The organism is Pseudooceanicola algae, from assembly GCF_003590145.2.
GTDB classification, from domain to species: Bacteria; Pseudomonadota; Alphaproteobacteria; order Rhodobacterales; family Rhodobacteraceae; genus Pseudooceanicola; species Pseudooceanicola algae.
Genome location: NZ_CP060436.1, coordinates 1,797,059 through 1,813,524, shown reverse-complemented (window position 1 = coordinate 1,813,524; position 16,466 = coordinate 1,797,059). Strand labels below are relative to the sequence as shown.

At 64.1% G+C, this 16,466-nt stretch carries 17 protein-coding genes; 8 read left to right on the top strand and 9 right to left on the bottom strand.

Annotation, left to right across the window (positions count from 1 at the left end; all coding sequences use genetic code 11):
• Window positions 1-250: 250 nt before the first annotated feature.
• From PSAL_RS08540 to PSAL_RS08530, 3 genes are all read right to left on the bottom strand, one after another.
• Window positions 251-1,135: an AEC family transporter gene (locus PSAL_RS08540; RefSeq protein WP_119839001.1), complete on the bottom strand. Its 885-nt coding sequence runs from the start codon at window positions 1,133-1,135 to the stop codon at window positions 251-253.
• A 115-nt stretch (window positions 1,136-1,250) separates the two neighbouring features.
• Window positions 1,251-2,033: an alpha/beta fold hydrolase gene (locus PSAL_RS08535; RefSeq protein ID WP_196222772.1), complete on the bottom strand. Its 783-nt coding sequence runs from the start codon at window positions 2,031-2,033 to the stop codon at window positions 1,251-1,253.
• A 299-nt stretch (window positions 2,034-2,332) separates the two neighbouring features.
• Complete coding sequence (locus tag PSAL_RS08530; RefSeq protein ID WP_119838999.1) at window positions 2,333-3,295, bottom strand: LysR family transcriptional regulator; 963 nt, start codon at window positions 3,293-3,295, stop codon at window positions 2,333-2,335.
• A gap of 105 nt (window positions 3,296-3,400) precedes the next feature.
• Between PSAL_RS08530 and PSAL_RS08525 the strand changes: the two genes are divergently transcribed.
• From PSAL_RS08525 to PSAL_RS08505, 5 genes are all read left to right on the top strand, one after another.
• Window positions 3,401-3,904 carry a flavin reductase family protein gene (locus PSAL_RS08525; RefSeq protein WP_119838998.1) on the top strand — a complete coding sequence of 168 codons (504 nt, stop codon included), beginning with the start codon at window positions 3,401-3,403 and terminating at the stop codon, window positions 3,902-3,904.
• A 17-nt stretch (window positions 3,905-3,921) separates the two neighbouring features.
• Window positions 3,922-4,689 carry a 3-keto-5-aminohexanoate cleavage protein gene (locus tag PSAL_RS08520; RefSeq protein WP_231388662.1) on the top strand — a complete coding sequence of 256 codons (768 nt, stop codon included), beginning with the start codon at window positions 3,922-3,924 and terminating at the stop codon, window positions 4,687-4,689.
• 122 nt (window positions 4,690-4,811) lie between these two features.
• Window positions 4,812-5,621, top strand: a complete 810-nt coding sequence (locus PSAL_RS08515) for a GntR family transcriptional regulator (protein WP_119838996.1) — start codon at window positions 4,812-4,814, stop codon at window positions 5,619-5,621.
• Between the two features lie 85 nt (window positions 5,622-5,706).
• The gene (locus PSAL_RS08510; protein WP_119838995.1) at window positions 5,707-6,771 is read left to right on the top strand and encodes an Ldh family oxidoreductase; all 1,065 of its coding nucleotides are present in this window, start codon (window positions 5,707-5,709) and stop codon (window positions 6,769-6,771) included.
• 2 nt (window positions 6,772-6,773) lie between these two features.
• Window positions 6,774-7,196, top strand: coding sequence for a cupin domain-containing protein (locus PSAL_RS08505; RefSeq protein ID WP_119838994.1), 423 nt, complete (start codon window positions 6,774-6,776; stop codon window positions 7,194-7,196).
• A gap of 15 nt (window positions 7,197-7,211) precedes the next feature.
• Here the strand turns inward: PSAL_RS08505 and PSAL_RS08500 are convergent, their stop codons facing one another.
• From PSAL_RS08500 to PSAL_RS08490, 3 genes are all read right to left on the bottom strand, one after another.
• On the bottom strand, window positions 7,212-7,868 hold the full coding sequence (locus tag PSAL_RS08500) for a TetR/AcrR family transcriptional regulator (protein WP_119838993.1): 657 nt from the start codon (window positions 7,866-7,868) through the stop codon (window positions 7,212-7,214).
• 123 nt (window positions 7,869-7,991) lie between these two features.
• Window positions 7,992-8,783: a hypothetical protein gene (locus PSAL_RS08495; protein WP_119838992.1), complete on the bottom strand. Its 792-nt coding sequence runs from the start codon at window positions 8,781-8,783 to the stop codon at window positions 7,992-7,994.
• Window positions 8,784-8,947: 164 nt separating this feature from the next.
• The gene (locus PSAL_RS08490; RefSeq protein ID WP_119838991.1) at window positions 8,948-10,027 is read right to left on the bottom strand and encodes a C4-dicarboxylate TRAP transporter substrate-binding protein; all 1,080 of its coding nucleotides are present in this window, start codon (window positions 10,025-10,027) and stop codon (window positions 8,948-8,950) included.
• A 190-nt stretch (window positions 10,028-10,217) separates the two neighbouring features.
• Between PSAL_RS08490 and PSAL_RS08485 the strand changes: the two genes are divergently transcribed.
• Window positions 10,218-10,742, top strand: a complete 525-nt coding sequence (locus tag PSAL_RS08485; RefSeq protein ID WP_119838990.1) for a TRAP transporter small permease — start codon at window positions 10,218-10,220, stop codon at window positions 10,740-10,742.
• Window positions 10,739-12,055 (top strand): TRAP transporter large permease, encoded by a 1,317-nt coding sequence (locus PSAL_RS08480; protein ID WP_119838989.1) that lies wholly within the window; start codon window positions 10,739-10,741, stop codon window positions 12,053-12,055. Before PSAL_RS08485 ends, PSAL_RS08480 begins: the two co-directional genes overlap by 4 nt.
• Before the next feature lie 244 nt (window positions 12,056-12,299).
• Here PSAL_RS08480 and PSAL_RS08475 read toward each other — a convergent pair whose 3' ends face one another.
• Both PSAL_RS08475 and PSAL_RS08470 read right to left on the bottom strand, forming a co-directional pair.
• A complete protein-coding gene (locus tag PSAL_RS08475) occupies window positions 12,300-13,409 on the bottom strand; it encodes an LLM class flavin-dependent oxidoreductase (RefSeq protein WP_119838988.1) in 1,110 nt (369 codons plus the stop codon).
• Window positions 13,410-13,812: 403 nt separating this feature from the next.
• Window positions 13,813-14,841 carry a YHYH protein gene (locus PSAL_RS08470; protein ID WP_119838987.1) on the bottom strand — a complete coding sequence of 343 codons (1,029 nt, stop codon included), beginning with the start codon at window positions 14,839-14,841 and terminating at the stop codon, window positions 13,813-13,815.
• Window positions 14,842-15,138: 297 nt separating this feature from the next.
• On the opposite strand from PSAL_RS08470, the gene PSAL_RS08465 reads away from it, so the two are divergent.
• A complete protein-coding gene (locus PSAL_RS08465; RefSeq protein ID WP_119838986.1) occupies window positions 15,139-15,441 on the top strand; it encodes a hypothetical protein in 303 nt (100 codons plus the stop codon).
• Between the two features lie 220 nt (window positions 15,442-15,661).
• On the opposite strand, the gene PSAL_RS08460 is transcribed toward PSAL_RS08465, so the two are convergent.
• Window positions 15,662-16,444, bottom strand: a complete 783-nt coding sequence (locus PSAL_RS08460) for a carbohydrate-binding protein (RefSeq protein ID WP_119838985.1) — start codon at window positions 16,442-16,444, stop codon at window positions 15,662-15,664.
• Between the last annotated feature and the right edge of the window lie 22 nt (window positions 16,445-16,466).

Sequence of the window (16,466 nt, the reverse complement as noted above, 5' to 3'; positions counted from 1 at the left end):
TTCCCGCAGACGGATCCTCCAATCCGTTGAACCGCGCGTGCCGGTGGTCGGGCAGAGCGCAGCTTCGATCAACTTTGGTCAGCCATTCCTTCCATTCAACATAAATCTTCTACGTTTCCACCGCATCTTTTTTTCGTTTTAAATCAGGTTATTGACTGGTATTATTTCGGCTTCTTTTTCATGATTGGTCACCCAATTTTTCGTAATTCCGGTTTCGCCACCGATCCGTCGTCAGGGGAACGATTCTGACCTAGGAGGCGACGCCCGCCATCCTGAGCGCAATCCAGGTCAGGCCGGGCAGGCAGGCAAAGGTCAGCAGGGTTGAAACCACGACGACACCGACCACGCGTTCGGGATCGCGGTTGTACCGTTCCGAGAAAACGTAGATTACGATGGCCGTCGGCATGGTCGCCATCAGGAAAACGACGCCCGCGGGCATCCCCTCGAGCCCGAGAATCCAGATCACGCAGATGGCCGAGATCACCCCGATCGCCAGCCGCCCGAAGGCCAGGACGACGGCTGATTTCAGATCCGCCACCCGCAGCCGCGCCAGCGATGTACCAAGCAACAGCAGCATGGCGGGGACCATCATGCCGCCGGTCATCTCGGCCGTCGTGGCAATGACGGGGGGCACGTCTATCCCCGTCGTCAGCACCAGCACGACCAGCAGGACCGAATAGATCAGCGGCTGACGCAGCAGGGTGCCGACCTTGAAACTGCCCGCATAGATCGACATGCCGATGGAATGCTGGGCCAGGGCGACGACGACGAAATAGGCCGCGGCAAGCTCCCGTCCCGCGTCCCCGAAAGCCAGCATGACCAGGGGCAGTCCCATGTTGCCCGAATTGGGCATCATGAGCACCGGAAGAAAGCTGCGCAGGGACCCGCCCGTCAGTTTCAGGACCAAAGCGGCCAGAAGGGCCGAGATTGCCAGACACAGCGCCGCCGCGCCCGAGATTGCCACCACCGCCTGCGGTGTGATCTCCAACGAAGTCAGGCTGCTGAAGATCAGCGCGGGCGCTGCCACCATCACGACGACCGTGCTGAGCGTCCGGGTGTCCAGCCCCGTGGCGCCGCGTCCCATCGCGTAGCCGATCAGGACCAATATTCCTATTGGTCCCAGGATCGGAAGCATATGTCCGATCAACCGACACGCCCACCTGCCGCCGGGCCGAGGGCCCGGCCTGAGCCGTTCTGAGCGCGGGGCGCAGCGGGAGCGGGATTGGTGCGATCAGTCGGTCTCATCGGGATTACTCGGTATCCAGTTCGAGGAAGCCACCGATCGCGAGGGCGAAGTCCTGCGGCCGGTCAACGTTGATGACGTGCTTGGCGCCGCTGACGCAGGCATATTGCGATCCGGGGCAGGCGGCGGCCATTTCTTCCATCGTTGCAGGGGAGGCGCCGCCGTCGTTCTCTCCGGAAACGAACAGCGCGGGCACGGTCATCTTGCCGAGGTGGCGCAGGTAATCGAGTTCCATCAGCGCATGGGCGCAGCCGCGATAGCCGGTGGGCGAGGTGCGCAGGAAGCCGTCGCGCAGCGCCGCTTCGCGCTCGGGGTGGGCGGCGCGGGTTTCTTCGCTCAGCCAGAAGCCGACGGTGCCGTTCCAGACCGCTTCGACGCCGCCTTCGTCCAGCTTGGCCAGCCGGGTGTGCCAGCTTTGCACGAAAGGCTCTGGCGCGTCGGAACGCGCCGCACAGCAGACGATCCGTTCGATCCGGTCGGGGTGGTTCAGGCCCAGACCAAGGGCGGTCATCCCGCCAAGCGACAGACCCAGGACAGAGGCCTTTTCAACCCCATGGGCATCCAGCACCGCCAGCGCGTCATCGACGAAATCGGAAAAGGCATAGGGGCCTTCGGGGGCCGGGCTTTGACCGTGGCCGCGCGTGTCGCAAGTGATGACCCGGTAATGGCCGCTCAGCAGCGGGATCTGCGCCTCCCACATGGCCTCCGTCGCGCCGAGACTGTTGAGCAGCAGCAGGACGGGCGCATCGGCCGCCCCATGAACGGAGGAGTGAAGTTGGATAGAAGTCATGTGCATTCCCGTAATCAATGGCAACCGGGCCCGCGGTCCGAACCCGTGCAACGCCCCTGGCCGCGGTCATGATCCGCTGTGGTACGACGTGGCGCGCGCATCGCGGTGACGTCTTTGCAGATCAATTGCTTAGCAAGGGTTTCGGCGTTCCCTAAGAAAACGCTAACGCCCGACGGGGCATAAAAGAAATGATTAAAAATTTCAGCGCCTATCAGATTTACTGATGGCCTTCGCCCGTTGCCATCCAGATCCGGTGAGGCGGCGCCAAAGGCATCTCCCCCATGGGCGGTCAGCTCGGCTCAGGCCGTGGCGACGATACTGCGCAGGGCGGACCGGTCGGGGTTCCGGCTGACAGGCGCGACCCCGAGCGCGCGGGTCAGTTCCTTCTGCAGGATGTCGGCAAAGGCCTGTGCGCCCTGGCTCAGCGGACGCGAGGCGTGTTCGATCTGCAGATAATCCACCGTGAGGGCGGGATCGGCCAGCGGCACGACGCGGCGGCGCGTGCCGTCCAGATCGGGCAGGCAAAGGATACCGGGCAGGATGGACACCCAGTCCGACTGCCCCACCAGCCCGAGCGTGCCGTGCATCGTGTCCAGTTGCAGGCGTTCCAGCACCTCGATCTGGTTCTGGCCAAGGTAGGCGTCGATCCGATGGCGCCGCGCATTGCCCTGGCCGGGAAGGACGAATTTCTGCGGCGGCAGATCCCGCAGGCGCACGCCATCCGGCGTGGTGGGGAATTCGCGCCCGGCAGCGCAGACCAGGCATTCCCGATCCTGACCCATCGGCGTCGCCACCAGCATTTCGCCTAAGTCAAAGGAGGCCGGGACAACCGCGAAATCGAGACGCCCTTCGGTCACGTCATTGGCCAGCGCCCCGGAATAGGCTTCCGAGATCGACAGGCGAACCTCGGGATATTCCTCTGCGAATTCCAGCAGGGCAGGGGTCAGCACCGCGCGGGTAAAGGTGGGCATCAGGCCGACCCGGATATGCCCGGTCACGGATTTGGAAAGCGACCGGATGCGATCCTCTGCGCGGTAGGCCGCCGCAAGGACCTTCACGGCTTCGCGGTAGAAGGACCGCCCGGCTTCGGTCGGGCTGACACCGGAGGAACTGCGCGAAAACAGCACCACGCCATAGCGCTTTTCGATCTGGCCCACATGCATGGACAGACCGGACTGGGTTGCATTGACCTTCTCGGCGGCCGCCGAAAACGAGCCCTGCTCGAAGACCGCAACGAAATAACGCAATTGCTGAAGCTTCATGACCGGCTATCCACTTTTCTTCTATCTGCCACAGTCTAATATTAATTGTCCTGATGCTTCAACCGCTCATATTCTGGGGCAAGCGACGAAGAGGAAGGAAAAAGCATGTCTGAAGAAACTGAACTTGATCAAATCGATGCCCGGCTCCTGCGGGACGTTTTCGGCTGCTTTGCAACCGGCGTGACCGTGGTGACATCGCTTGGCGAAAACCGGAAACCCGTCGGCCTGGTGGTCAATTCGTTCTCGTCCGTCTCGCTCGATCCGCCGCAGATCCTGTGGAGCATCGGGCTGAATTCCCCGTCCCGCGAGGCCTTCTGCGCCCATGACGGGTTTGCCGTGAACATCATGGGGGCGGGCGCCAAGGACGAGACAATGCGGTTCTGCAATCCCGCCGAAGACAAGTTTTCCGGCGTGGATTGGTGGGCCGGCCACTATGGGGTGCCGGTGCTGCGCAGCGCGCTGGCAACGCTGGAATGCCGGACCGAAAAGCGGATCATCAGCGGCGACCACGAGATATTCATCGGACGGGTTCTGCGCGTCGACCATCAGGATGTCGCGCCCCTGCTGTTCCATCGCGGGCGCTTCGCGGAAATGGGTGAGGCTCTATGAGGGCGCTCCCCCGGCTGATGTCTGCGCCCAACGGGGCGCGGCGAACCAAGGCCGACCACCCGGCGCTTCCGATGACGGACGACGAGTTGGTCGAGACGTCAAAGCGCTGCGTGGCGGCGGGGGCGGATGGCCTGCACCTGCATCTGCGCGACGCCCAGGGCGTGCATCTGCTGGACGCGGGCCGCTATCGTGCCCTGCTCGAGCGGCTGGAATCGGATCTGCCCGACACCTACCTGCAAGTGACGTCGGAATCTGCCGGGCGCTACGAGGCCGAGGCGCAGCGCGCCATGATGCGCAAGCTGAAGCCGCGCTACGTCTCTGTCGCCCTGCGCGAAATCGTGCGCCAGCCCACCGACTGGCCCGCCGCCCATGCATTCTACGACTGGGCGGCCGAAGAGGGGGTCGAGATCCAGCATATCCTCTACAGCCCGCAAGAGGTGCAGGGCTTCGTCATCGCGACGGAAAACGGCCACATTCCCGGTAAGCACCACCTGATTCAGCTGGTGCGCGGCACCTATGCCGATGGCAGCCTCAACGCCTTTGCCCTGTCCGAATACCTCGATGAGCTCAAGCGGGCAGAGGGGCAGACCTTCGACTGGATGGTCTGCGCCTTCGGGGCGGATGAAACCGCCAGCCTGGTCGAGGCTGCCCGCCTTGGCGGCAAGGCCCGTGTGGGGTTCGAGAACTCGTTCCACAACGCGGATGGGTCGGTCGCCACGGACAACGCAGAGCGTGTCCGAGAGGTTGATACAGCCCTGAAGCAATTGCAGGTCATGGCCTCCTGAACGCCTGACGTCGACCTGCAGAAAGGCCGCCCGTGGGACCCTCCCTCCCCTGGGGCGGCCTTTCGCGTGATGCGGCTGCGTAATTGCATGGGGCAGGGCGCCGCGCTAGACAGGTCCGGCCTATGTTCCGTCATGCAGGGGAAACTGATCATGCGTCGCGCCTTGCCTTCCTGCCCGGCCTCGAGGGGGCGCTGATGGCGCCGCGCGGGCGGGCGCCCCGCAGGATCGGTCAGGTGCCGCTTTATGAAATGGTCGATGGCGAATTGCGCCAGCGCCTGTTGCAAAAGGTCTATCCCCCCGGCGCCATGATCCCCAGCGAGATGAAGCTTGCCGCCGAGCTTGGCGTAAGCCAGGGCACCGTGCGCCGCGCGCTGAACGGCCTTGTCGACGAAGGTCTGCTGACCCGACGTCAGGGTCTTGGCACTTTCGTCCCGGAGATCGAGGATCGCCGGTCGCTGTTCCTGTTCTTCAACATGATCGGCCATGACGGGCAGCACGAATTGCCCCCCGCCCGGCTGGAGTCCTGTGAAATCGGCGCGGCCACGCAAGCAGAGGCTGACCGCCTTGCCTTGCCGCCACAAAGTCCGGTGCGGCGCCTGCTGCGGGTCCGGTTGTTGCGGGACCGCCCGACGATTCTGGAACGGATCGTGGTGGCCGAAGCCGTCCTGCCCGGTCTGGGCGAGGGCGGCGCATTGCCCGACCACCTGTTCCGCCATTACGAACGTAGCTACGGTCGGACCGTGACCTCTGCCGAGGAACGGTTGCGGGCGGCGGCGGCCAGCTTCGGGGATGCAGAGCTGTTGGAGATCGCCCCCGGCACGCCGTTGCTGGAAATCGACCGCCTGGCCTTCGAGGCAGAGCGCACACCGGTCGAATGGCGCCGCAGCCTGTGCAACACGTCAGCCCACGATTACCTCGTAGACCGGCGCTGAAAACCCTTTGCCGACCCCCGTTGACGGGCCTGCCCTTCGACTCTTATATAAGAGTTAGAAGATCTCCGGCGAGAAGGGAATTCGCATGACCTCACCCGACGTTCCAAGGCTGCCGCTTTCGGTTCTTCAGCCCTTCGTCGCTTCTGCTCTGGCGCGTCATGGCTTGCCGCAGGCAGATGCCGAGGTGGTTGCTGAAATGATGATCGAGGCCGATCTGCACGGAGCCGACGCCCACGGATTGTTTCGCCTTGCCCGCTATATCGACCGTCTGAAGGCCGGTGGTTTCAACCGGACGCCCGACATCCGGGTCGACCGCAGCAAGGGCGGGCTGGCCCGCGTGGATGGCGATTCCGCCATGGGGCATCTGGTGGTGCGCCGCTGCGTGGACGAGGCCATCGCGCGCGCCTCTGATCACGGGGTTTCCTGGGTCGGGTGCCACAATTCCAACCATGCCGGGGCCGCCGGGGTCTGGGCCATGCGCCCGGTGCCGCAGGACATGATCGGCATCTACATGGCTGTCGGCAGCGCCAATCACATGGCCCCCTGGGGCGGAACCGAGGCCCTGCTGTCCACAAACCCCATCGCCATCGGCGTGCCCGGCGGCGAAGGCGGGCCTGTCCTGCTGGACATGGCGACGACCAACGCCGCCTATGGCAAGATCAAGATGGCCGCCGCCCTTGGGCAGGACCTGCCCGAAGGCTGGATGATCGACGCGGAAGGCAAGCCGCTGACCGATCCGGCGCAATCGGGGACAGGGACACTGCTGCCCATCGGCGGGCCGAAAGGCTATGGGCTGGCGTTGATGATCGGTCTGCTGGCGGGCACGCTGAACGGCGCGGCGCTTGGCCGGGATCTGGTGGATTTCAACGCCGACGACGTGACCCCGACGAACACGGGCCAGTCGATCCTTGTAATCGACCTCAAGGCCCTTGGCGCGCCGGAGCTTTTCAAGCGCCAAGTCGACCAGATCCGGACCGAGCTGACGACCTCGGCCACCCGGCCCGACTTCGACGCGATCCGCCTGCCCGGAGACCGGGCGCTGGCGCTGCGCAGTGACCGGCGGGCCAATGGCATTCCCTGTCCGCCCGTCTTGCTGAAATCCCTGAACCAGGTCGCGCAGGACGCCGGCCTTGCGACGCTGGAGCTTTGACCATGACCAACACCAAGACCGCCCGCATCTTCAACACGCCCGATATCCCCGCTCATGACCGGGGCAATGGCGTCACCACGCGGCTGTTCTGCTCGAAAGGGCGCTGTGAGGCGGATGTCACCACCGGCACCACGACGCTGCCTGTCGGGCGCTCGGTCCAGATGCACAGTCACAATTGCGACGAACAGATCATCATACTGGAAGGGCAGGCCGAAGCGGAATTCGACGGCGCGCGCCATCCCGTCGGTCCGATGGAGGTCGCCTTCATCCCCGAGGGCACGGTGCATTGCTTCCATAACGTCGGCTCGGAACCGGTCCTGATGATGTTCATCTATGCCTCTGGCGCGGTCACCCGCACCTTTGCCGCGACGGGCGAAACCGTGGCGCATCTGTCCGACAGCGACCTGGCCCAGCCCCGGGCGTAAGCGCCGCGCCGACGGTCACTCCGCCGGGCGGGGGGGCCGGTCGGCGGAGTGCAGCATGAACATGTCCAGCGCCTCGCCGATCACGCGGGTGCGGCTTTCGGTGTCCAGCCGGCCTGCAACCTGCTGGCGCAATCCGTAGTTCAGCAACCCGCCGTGCAGCAGCCAGGGCACCTCAAGCTCCTGCGCGGTGACGGCGAAATCCTGGCCCTGGTCCAGTTCCATGCGGCGTTCGCGCACCAGCGGCTTCAGGATCTGTTCCTGAACGACTTCGCGGTACCAATCATGGACCTCGGCGTCGCGCAGCAGGGCGAAATACCACAGGCGCAACCAGACCGGTTGAAACACGGTTTCGGTATAGGCCTCGTAAAAGCTCTGGAACCGGTCGCGGACGGGGCGGGTGCGATCCTGCAGCATCGCGTCCCAGCGGGCGTCCCATGTTTCCAGAAAGACCTCGCTGTAGACCGCTTCGATCAGGCTCTGCTTGTTGGGGAAATAGCGATACAGCAGCGGCTGCGTGATACCGGCGCGGCGCGCCACGTCGCGGGTGCTGCCGTCAAAGCCGCTTTCCGAGAACAGCGTGATCGCGGCCCGCACGATTTCGCTGCGCCGCACTTCGGGCGACAAGCGCTTGCGCACAGGTGCCGTGGCATCCGAGGGCTTGCTTTGCTTCATTGTGGCCACGAGAGATCCGTCAGTTGCGTTGTACCCGCCCCAACAGACAGTATTTCCCGGCCTCAGTCCATCAACTTATCGCCTGATAAGTTACGAGGGCGCCACCCGCGCCGATTGTCCTGTTCAGGCCGAAGCAAGCCGGACTGCCGGTTGGGTGGGCGTGCCGAAGTGCTTGTGTGCGGCCTCTGCAAGAAGCGCCATGGAGGTCCTTGCCCGCGCCGCATCCGCCCAGCCGTGGTCGATCATCACCAGCGTGCCGAAATCTGCGGAAAGTTGGCGGAGGTGGTCGAGTTTGCGCGTCACAGTGTTCGGGTCGCCGAACAGGACACAGGTGTCGATCAGCGCCTCTATGGTGGCATCGTCGGCCTTTGGGCCAAGCAGGGCGGCATAATAGGCGCGGCAAGGGCTGTCGGGGGCCTTTACCATAGCCTCGGCCAATCCGGCGTCTTTGTCGATCAGGACCGTGCGCGCGACGCGCCAGTCCGCCGGGCAGGCCTTGCGCGCGGCATAGGTGCAGGCGGTGACATGGGTCGACCAGTGGCGAGACAGCATGTCGGCCCCCACCCAGCTGACGGAAAAGGGCAGGTGCCCGGCAAGCGACTGGCCCAGTACCACGTCGTCACGCGCCTGCGGCGCCGTCAGCGGGCCTGTCGGTCGCACCAGTTCGCCGCTGCGGGCGCAATCGACCAGGGCAAGTTTCGGGATCGGCGCAGAGACCGGGGTGGGCAGGATTTGCAACAAGGGCAGCGTTTCGGCGCCGGACAGGTCGCCCGTTGCACCGGCGGCCTGCGCGGGCGCCGCGTAGAATTCCGCAAACCCGAGCGATTGCGCCACCAGGGCCCGCCCGGTGTCCTGGCTCAAGGGGCCGCGGGTGCGCGATCCCCGTGGCGGGACGAACAGGTATCCCAGTTTCATGATGGCCTCCTCCCAAAGGCGGAGGCATCTGAACTTCCTCCTGCCCCCAAGGCTAAGGGCAGGAGGGTCGAAGTTTGAAATTACATCTACGCGCGGGAGGTATCAGGAAACCCGATACCCCCCGCGCTTCGCCCGATCGTGTCAGCCAAATCAGCGCCGCCCGATCAGTTGAGGTCGTACTCCACCGGCCATTCATAACCGGCAGCGCTTGCCGCATCGATGAAGTCCTGCATGACCTTGGTGCCGGGCATGCCGCGTTCGTCCGCTTCCATGGCGCTCTTGCGGGGCAGTTCGGCAAGGCTTTGGGCCCATTCAGCACGCACGTCCGCGGGCAGTTCGGTGATGATCGCGCCGTTTTCCTTCAGCGCCGCAAGACCGGCCGCCTGGCTTTCATCCATGGCCACGCCGTTGCGATCTTCCCATGCGCGCCCGACCTCTTCGATGATCGTGCGCAGATCGTCCGGCAGATCCGCCATCTTGGCCTTGTTCGCGGTCATGACCACGACCGGCATCGCCCCATACCCGATCAGCGTATAGTAGGGCGCGGGTTCATAGTACTTGAAGCCGTTGTAGCCTGCGGGCGTCATCAGCCAGCCGTCATAGACGCCGGTCTTCATCGCCATGTAGCCTTCGGGCAGGCTCGATTGCACGGGCACTGCGCCGGCATATTCCAGCCAGGGCAGGTTCGGGCCTGCGCCACCGATCTTCACGCCCTTGAGGTCCGCGATGGTCTTCCATTCCTTGGTGGTGCCAAGGTGATAATTGTCCCAGGCGCCGAGGCCGAGCAATTGCTGGTCGAATTCTTCTTCGAAGACATCCGACAGCCAGGGGTTCTGGTCGTAGACGACCCGCACCGCCGCGATCGCTTCGGAGGACGATTGCGGGCCGAAGGGTTCGAAATACGGGAAGTTGTGCAGATAAAGGTTCGACGGCTCGAAACAGACGCAATAGCCGCCGAAATCAAGCAGGCCGGTCTGCACCGCTTCCAGTGTTTCGGACACGCCGGCGATACCGCCGCCGTAGGATTCGATGAAGTTGACCGAATGATCGGTCTCTTCTGCCGCGCGCCGTTTCACTTCGGCGACGAAGAAATCCGACATGGTGGTCACATAGGGCGCTGGCCCCTTCGGGTGGCCCGATCCGATGCGGAACGTGAACCGGTCCGCATGGGCCGCAGAGGCCAGCAATGTGACCCCAAGTGCAACCCCCGTGAACGTTGCCGTCAGGCCTGTGTTTCTGGTCATCTCAATATCTCCTCCCCTTTATGAGATAGTGCCGGCTGGTTGTTCCGGGCGACGCAGGCAGGTCCTCCGAAACGCTGAGCTGTTCCCGACTGTTGCATTAAATTATCAACCGATAAACAGAAATCTTGTGCGCGGGCTGCACGGGACCTAGGCTGGCCCAACCAAAGCCATAGGGCACCGAGGAGGGGTGATGAAAATTCAGGTAACACTAGCGCGATGGGCGCATATACTCTCGGCTGGGTGGGTTTTCCTTCTGGCCGTGTTGATCATAGCGGATGTGCTGGGGCGGACGCTTTTCCTGCATCCCATTGCCGGAACTAAGGAAATTCTTCAGAACTCCGTCATTGCGGTGACGTTCCTCCAACTTCCGCTGGCGATCTATTCCGGCTCGATGCTGCGCACGACGTTGCTTCTGGATGCGCTGGGGCCGCGGGCTGCGCTGGTGATGCGGGTCTTTGCCTGGGCGCTTGGCGCGCTGCTGTTCGCCGCGATTGCCTATGCGTCGCTGCCGGCAGCCTTCACCGCGATTCGGCTGGGAGAGTACGAAGGCGAAGGCGCCATGCGGATCTACACATGGCCTGTCCGCTTCCTGCTTGTCGGCAGCAGCGCCTTCGCGGCGCTGGCTTATGTGTCGATGATGATCGCCGATCTCAGAGGGCCGGGGTCGTCTGATCCTGCGCCCCGGAAACCTCTCAACAGTGCGGACCTGACATGACACTTACCATTTTCGCCGTTCTGGGCCTGTTGATGCTGCTGGTCTTCCTGGGGGTGCATCTGGCCGTGGCCCTTGGCGCGGTCAGCTTCTTTGGCGTCTTCTGGATGCTGGGCAGTTTCGACATCGGCCTGTCGATCCTCAGCACCACCGCCTATGAGGCCCTGCGCAAGGATGTCTTCATCATCATCCCGCTGTTCGTTCTCATGGGGGATTTCGTCAGCCGTTCAGGCTCGGCCAATGATCTTTACGGGCTGTGCAACCGCGCCTTCCGCCGGTTGCCCGGCTGTCTTGGCGTGGCGACCGTCGCGGGCAATGCGATCTTCGCGGCGATCACCGGCGTTTCCATCGCGGCGGCGGCGACCTTTTCGCGCATCGCCTATCCCGAGATGGTCGCGCTTGGCTATTCCAAGCGGTTCTCGCTGGGGACCGTGGCAGGCAGCGCCTGTCTGGGGATGCTGATCCCGCCGTCGATCCTGATGATCGTCTGGGCCGTGCTGACAGAGCAATCCATCGGCGCGCTGTTTGTCGCCGGACTGGTGCCGGGCCTGCTGCTGGCCATCGGGTTCTGCGGCTATTGCGTGATCTATGCGATCCGCAACCCCGACAAGGCCCCGCTGCAACCGGCGCCCATCCACGGCGAAGCGGACCAAAAGGCCCTGCGGCGGCAGATGAATGGTGGTCTGGCGATTCTGGGTCTGATCGCCGTCGTGATCGGCGGCATCTGGGGCGGGTTCCTGACCCCGACCGAGGCTGCGGGGTTCGGCACCATGGGGGCCTTCCTTCTGGGGCTGGCCAAGGGCATGACGCGCAAGGACGTGATCGAGGCGATCTACAACGCCGGGCGCACCACGGCCCCGATCATGATCCTGCTGATCACCGCCTCGATGTATTCGCGGTTCCTGGCCATGGGTGGCGCGACCCAACTGATCGGGGACATGCTTCTGTCGATCAGCGAAAACCCGGCCGTCATCGTGGCGATCATCTTTTCCGTCTGGATCGTGCTGGGGATGTTCATCGACTCGACCTCGATCATCCTGCTGACGGTGCCGATCTTCTCTCCGATCGCGACGACCCTGGGGATCGATCCGCTGGCCTTCGCGATCTTCGGCATCCTGATCATCGAGGCGGGGCTATTGACGCCGCCCTTCGGGATATTGGTCTTTACCGTCAAGGCGGCGGCCCCGGGAGACGACATCACGCTTGGCGACATCTTCCGCGGCTCGGTGCCCTTCTGGATCCTGATCCTCGTGGTGGCGATCCTGGTGCTGGTCTTCCCGGCGCTGAGCACCTGGTTGCCCTATAACCTGATGTAGAAGAAACCCGCGCCCCGGTGCCCTTCGACGGGTGCCGGGGTGCGGATAGGCTGTTTCAGGCCCAAGGGCCCGAGGCGGGGAGGGGCAGCGGCCTGAGCGGCCCATGTCGGGAAGAATTAATTCCCCGGGGGCAGCAGCCGGGTACCAGACGCCAGCCACTGCACATAGGAAACGGGGCGCCATTCTGAATGGCGCCCCGTTTTTCTGTTTTCATGGCCGGGGGCGTGCCCCCGGCGGCCCCAGGTCACGCAGCGGCGTGCAGGGGTTCGGACTTGGTGGCTTCGGTCAGGATCGGCAGGACCTTTTCACCCATCAGGATCATGCTCTTGCGGCCCAGATCATAGTCGGTCCAGTCATGCCCGGCGTAGACGAGGTGCTTGAAGGGCCCTGTCTCTTCGCGCAGGGCAAGGATCTTGTCGGCGACCGATTGCGGATCGCCGTGGATCACCAGACGATCCAGCACGTAATCCAGTGTGACGTCATCATCCGCCATGTTCTGATCCTCCTTGAAGAGGTTCAGACGCCCACCGGAGCGCAGTTTCGTCAGCAACTGGCTGTAATAAAGCACATAGGGGCTGCCAGGATCGCGGGCATAGGCGCGGGCGGTTTCCATGTCGTCGGCAACGCAGATGTTCTTGGCCACGCGCCAGTCGGCGTAATCCGGCGTGATCCCGGCGTTCTCGCAGCCCTCGACGAATTTCGGCCAATGGGTCGCGGCCCATTTCGGCAGCAGGAAGTTGGCCGAGATCGGTTGCCAGCCACGTTCCGCCATGGCCGTGACCCCCTTGGAAAAGGGCGCGACGGCGGTGCCGATGATGGGGGGATGCGGGTCCTGGTAGGGCTTCATGATATCGCCCTGACCGATGTCACGCATCATGGTGCGCTCGGTCGAGACTTCCCAGAATTCGCCCTTGAGGTTGTAGGGGGCCTCGCCGGCCCAGATGTCGAGAACCATGTTGATGGATTCGACGAACATCGCATTGCGGTCCTTGTCGATGCTGCCGAAGACCTCGGCATCCGACATCAACCCACCGGGAGAGATGCCGAAGTTCAGCCGCCCTTCCAGCATGTGGTCGAGCATCGCCACCTCGGCCGCGATCCGCGCCGGGTGGGAATTGGGCATGTTCACGGTGCCGGTGCCAAGACGGATGTTCTTGGTCTCATAGGCAAGGCTGGCCAGGAAGGCGACGCAGGACGTGATGATCTCGGCCTGGTCGGTGGTGTGCTCTCCACAATAGGCTTCGGCGTATCCCAGTTTGTCGGCCAGCAGGAAGGCTTCCCGGTCCTCTGCCAGACTTTTGGCATAGGGCTTGCCCACGGGATGGATCGGCATCGTGAAGAATGACAGTTTCATAGGGCTCCTCCTTGGGTGTACCGCAATCTTTGAAGGAGAGAGCCCAACAGAAAAATTGAAAATTTCTGAAGTCTGCCATCTGTTTTCCCGATACTGCGCCCGCAGCGCCTGCCGGGTATGACGCGGGGGGCCGGGCCATGGAGGCGGGAAAGCCTGCTTTGGTTCGACCCCGGCGCCCTTCCGTCGATGCGCGGCATCGGCGGTGACGGGTCCGGGCTGACCCGGCGGCAGGTCAGGGACATGAAAAATACGTATCTTGGCGGTGTGGGGAACGGTGTCGAAAAGGCCCGGCGGATGGGGAAACATCCGTCAGGGCCGGGACCTGCCTACCGGCGGCGAACCACCCGGACGCTGGCCGTCAGGATGATGCGGCCGCCCCCGGGTCGGGGGCAGCGCGCGTTGGTCAGTCGTTCATCGGCGGCGGAGGGGGACCGTCCTGACCGGCTCCGGGGGGCGGGCCGGCATGGGTCATGGTCGCATCACAGGTTCCCCCGGCGTCCTCAAGCGTGCAGCCTACCTCGGCCACATGGCAGCCGAGGATCGCATTGGAGCCGGGCTCCCCCGCATAGTAGCGATAGCTGCCGCCGTCGGGGGTCATGCCGTTGCACTGGTCCAGCTGATCCACCAGGTCGTCGCGATGTGCCATGATCGGCAGCCCGTCCATGGCGATGCCGATCTGTCTGTCCTTCGCGGCAACTTCGGTCGTGGCGCCGGGGGCGTCATCGAGGCAGGTCGTGACCGCGTGGTAGTGATAGCCGACATGAGTGTTCACATGGCCGCCGCAATCATCAAAGGGGGCGATGGTATGGGCGCCAAGGATGGCATCCACCGGCGCAGGGCCGTCCAGCCGGATGCCGTTCCAGGCCAGGCCGGACCCCGCGCGGGTGGTCTGGGCGGGGCTGTCCATCAGCGCCGGGGTCATCGGGATCACATAGGTGACCGCGGTGTCTTCGGCGACGTATTCCGGCAGGCACTGGACGCAGTAATTGTTGTAATCGGGGTCCACGTCGGGACGTGCGGCAGCCTCGCAGGCGGCCAGCGTGCCGGTGTAACGGACCTCGCCGGTGTCATCGTCGTAAAGCTTCCATTCGGTATCGCCGTAAAGCTCGGCCAGCCGGGTGATGAAATCCCCGTCCACATCCGCGATGCCGCCATCCACGAACCAGATCCCGCCCTTGTCCGCGCCGTCCGCGATATTGGTGGGGCACCAGGGGCCGGGGGTGTAGCCCGTGGGCTCGGGTTTGACCGTGATCGAGAAACAGGACGTCTCGGTACCCCCTGACAGGGTACACTCCACGATCTCGGGGCCGGAGACGATATTGGCCTCGGAAAAGAAGCCTTCGATTGCATGGATCGGATCGTCGTGGGCTGTCGCGGGGACGGCTGCGAGGCCGGCAAGTATAGATACGGCGGCTCGGCTGGCTAGGGCCATGGTCGGGCGCTCCTTGATCAGAATGGGTTCGGGTCCTGCTTTCCATACTACGTATGGCTTGCGAGATTCCGTCGAACTTTTTTTCGGGGCGCATCTGATCGCGCCTCTCGCGCCCTGTCGGGGCGGGGAGGGCAGGTCCGTCACCCATATTGCCGAGACGTTCCGGGTGGCACGCAACCGCAAAGGACGGCCGGATTTTTCTGCGACAGAACTTTGGCCGGGCCCCGTTTAGGCATTTGAACGCTCTGCAGGAAATGCGGGGCGTGGATTGCCTAACCTTAGTCAGGACTAGTGAAGATGAAGATCTACCAAGCCATTCCCGCCGCCCTCATGGCCTGCCTTGTCTCCGTGAGCGGCGCCAACGCGCAGCAGCAACGCCCCCAGCCGCCGCAACCGGATTTCAGCGCCCTGGCGTCAGAAGTGGGCGTGCCCACAGAGGCGCTGACCAATTGCATGGATGCCCCCTCCGAAGCCGGTCAGCGGCCGTCGCGCCCGGATGCGGCCAAGATCGCAAGCTGCCTCGGCGGCGCGGGCTATGCCGTCAGCGAAGCGGATCTCGACAGTGCCCTGAAAGCCGCCGCGCCGCCTGCGCGGAACTGAGCGTGACAACCTGCTGTCCGCATCCGCGATTGCGGGTGTGCTGATCTGACCGATGTGCCTCGCGCCGCTGCAATCAGGGCGCGGGGCATTGCCATATCCGCTGAACCGAGTGCGTGTCCGTCGTCAGGGCTTCCGGGCCGTGGATTCCACCAGCGCGTGGGAATTCATCCGCTGCTGTCGCGACCACCACAGCATCGCTCTGGCGGGGCGTCGGGGAGGGTCAGACGCCCCAGGCTTCGATCTGGGTCAGGGCGGGGAAGGGCGAGGGATCATCGGCCTTTATCAGCCGTTCGAGCCGCAGCCAGGTAACCTTGTGCGGCGGGAGGGCGAAATACTGTGTCTCGGCGGTCTTCTTCAGGTCCAGCGTGACCTCGCTGCCGTCGGAAAACACCAGGCTGGCGGCCTGCCACCAGGCGTCATGGGGGAAATCGGCACGCAGGCGCAGGCCGATTTCGTCCAGAACCACCTCACGCCCGAAGTCCAGTGTCAGGGCGGCCTCCGGATCCTGATTGATGCCCCAGCTGGTAAAGGGCCAGACGCCATGGTCGTGATTGGCGGCCTCTCCGTCCAGCGCATTGCGCGCCGCAAAGACTGCTTCGCCGCGGGTTTCCACATTGGCGGTGCCATGGGGGAAGACACCGCTGACACTGGCCGCATCCCAGGGGTTCAGTGCCAGGTTTCGCCGCTGGCCGACCTCGGCCGCGCGGGCTTCGCGCACCCAGAGGCGGTGGCGCGCATCCCTGAACAGGCCGGGCGGGTAGGGGATGCGATCATCCCCGAAGGGCACCGGATAGCGCAGCTCTGGCCCGACAAAATAGACCAGCGCGGGCGCCATGCCCTGATCGAGGGCCAGCATCAGGTGGCTGCCGGGCTGCGCGCCGGTCAGCAGGATGGTGTCACCGGGCGCATAGTCGAGGTCGGCGACAAGAACGACCTCGCTCGGGCCTTCGGCGCGGGCGCGTTCGACGCCGGTCTTGTCGAGGATGGACAGGGTAAGGGGCATGTCTGTTCCTTTCAGCAGCAGG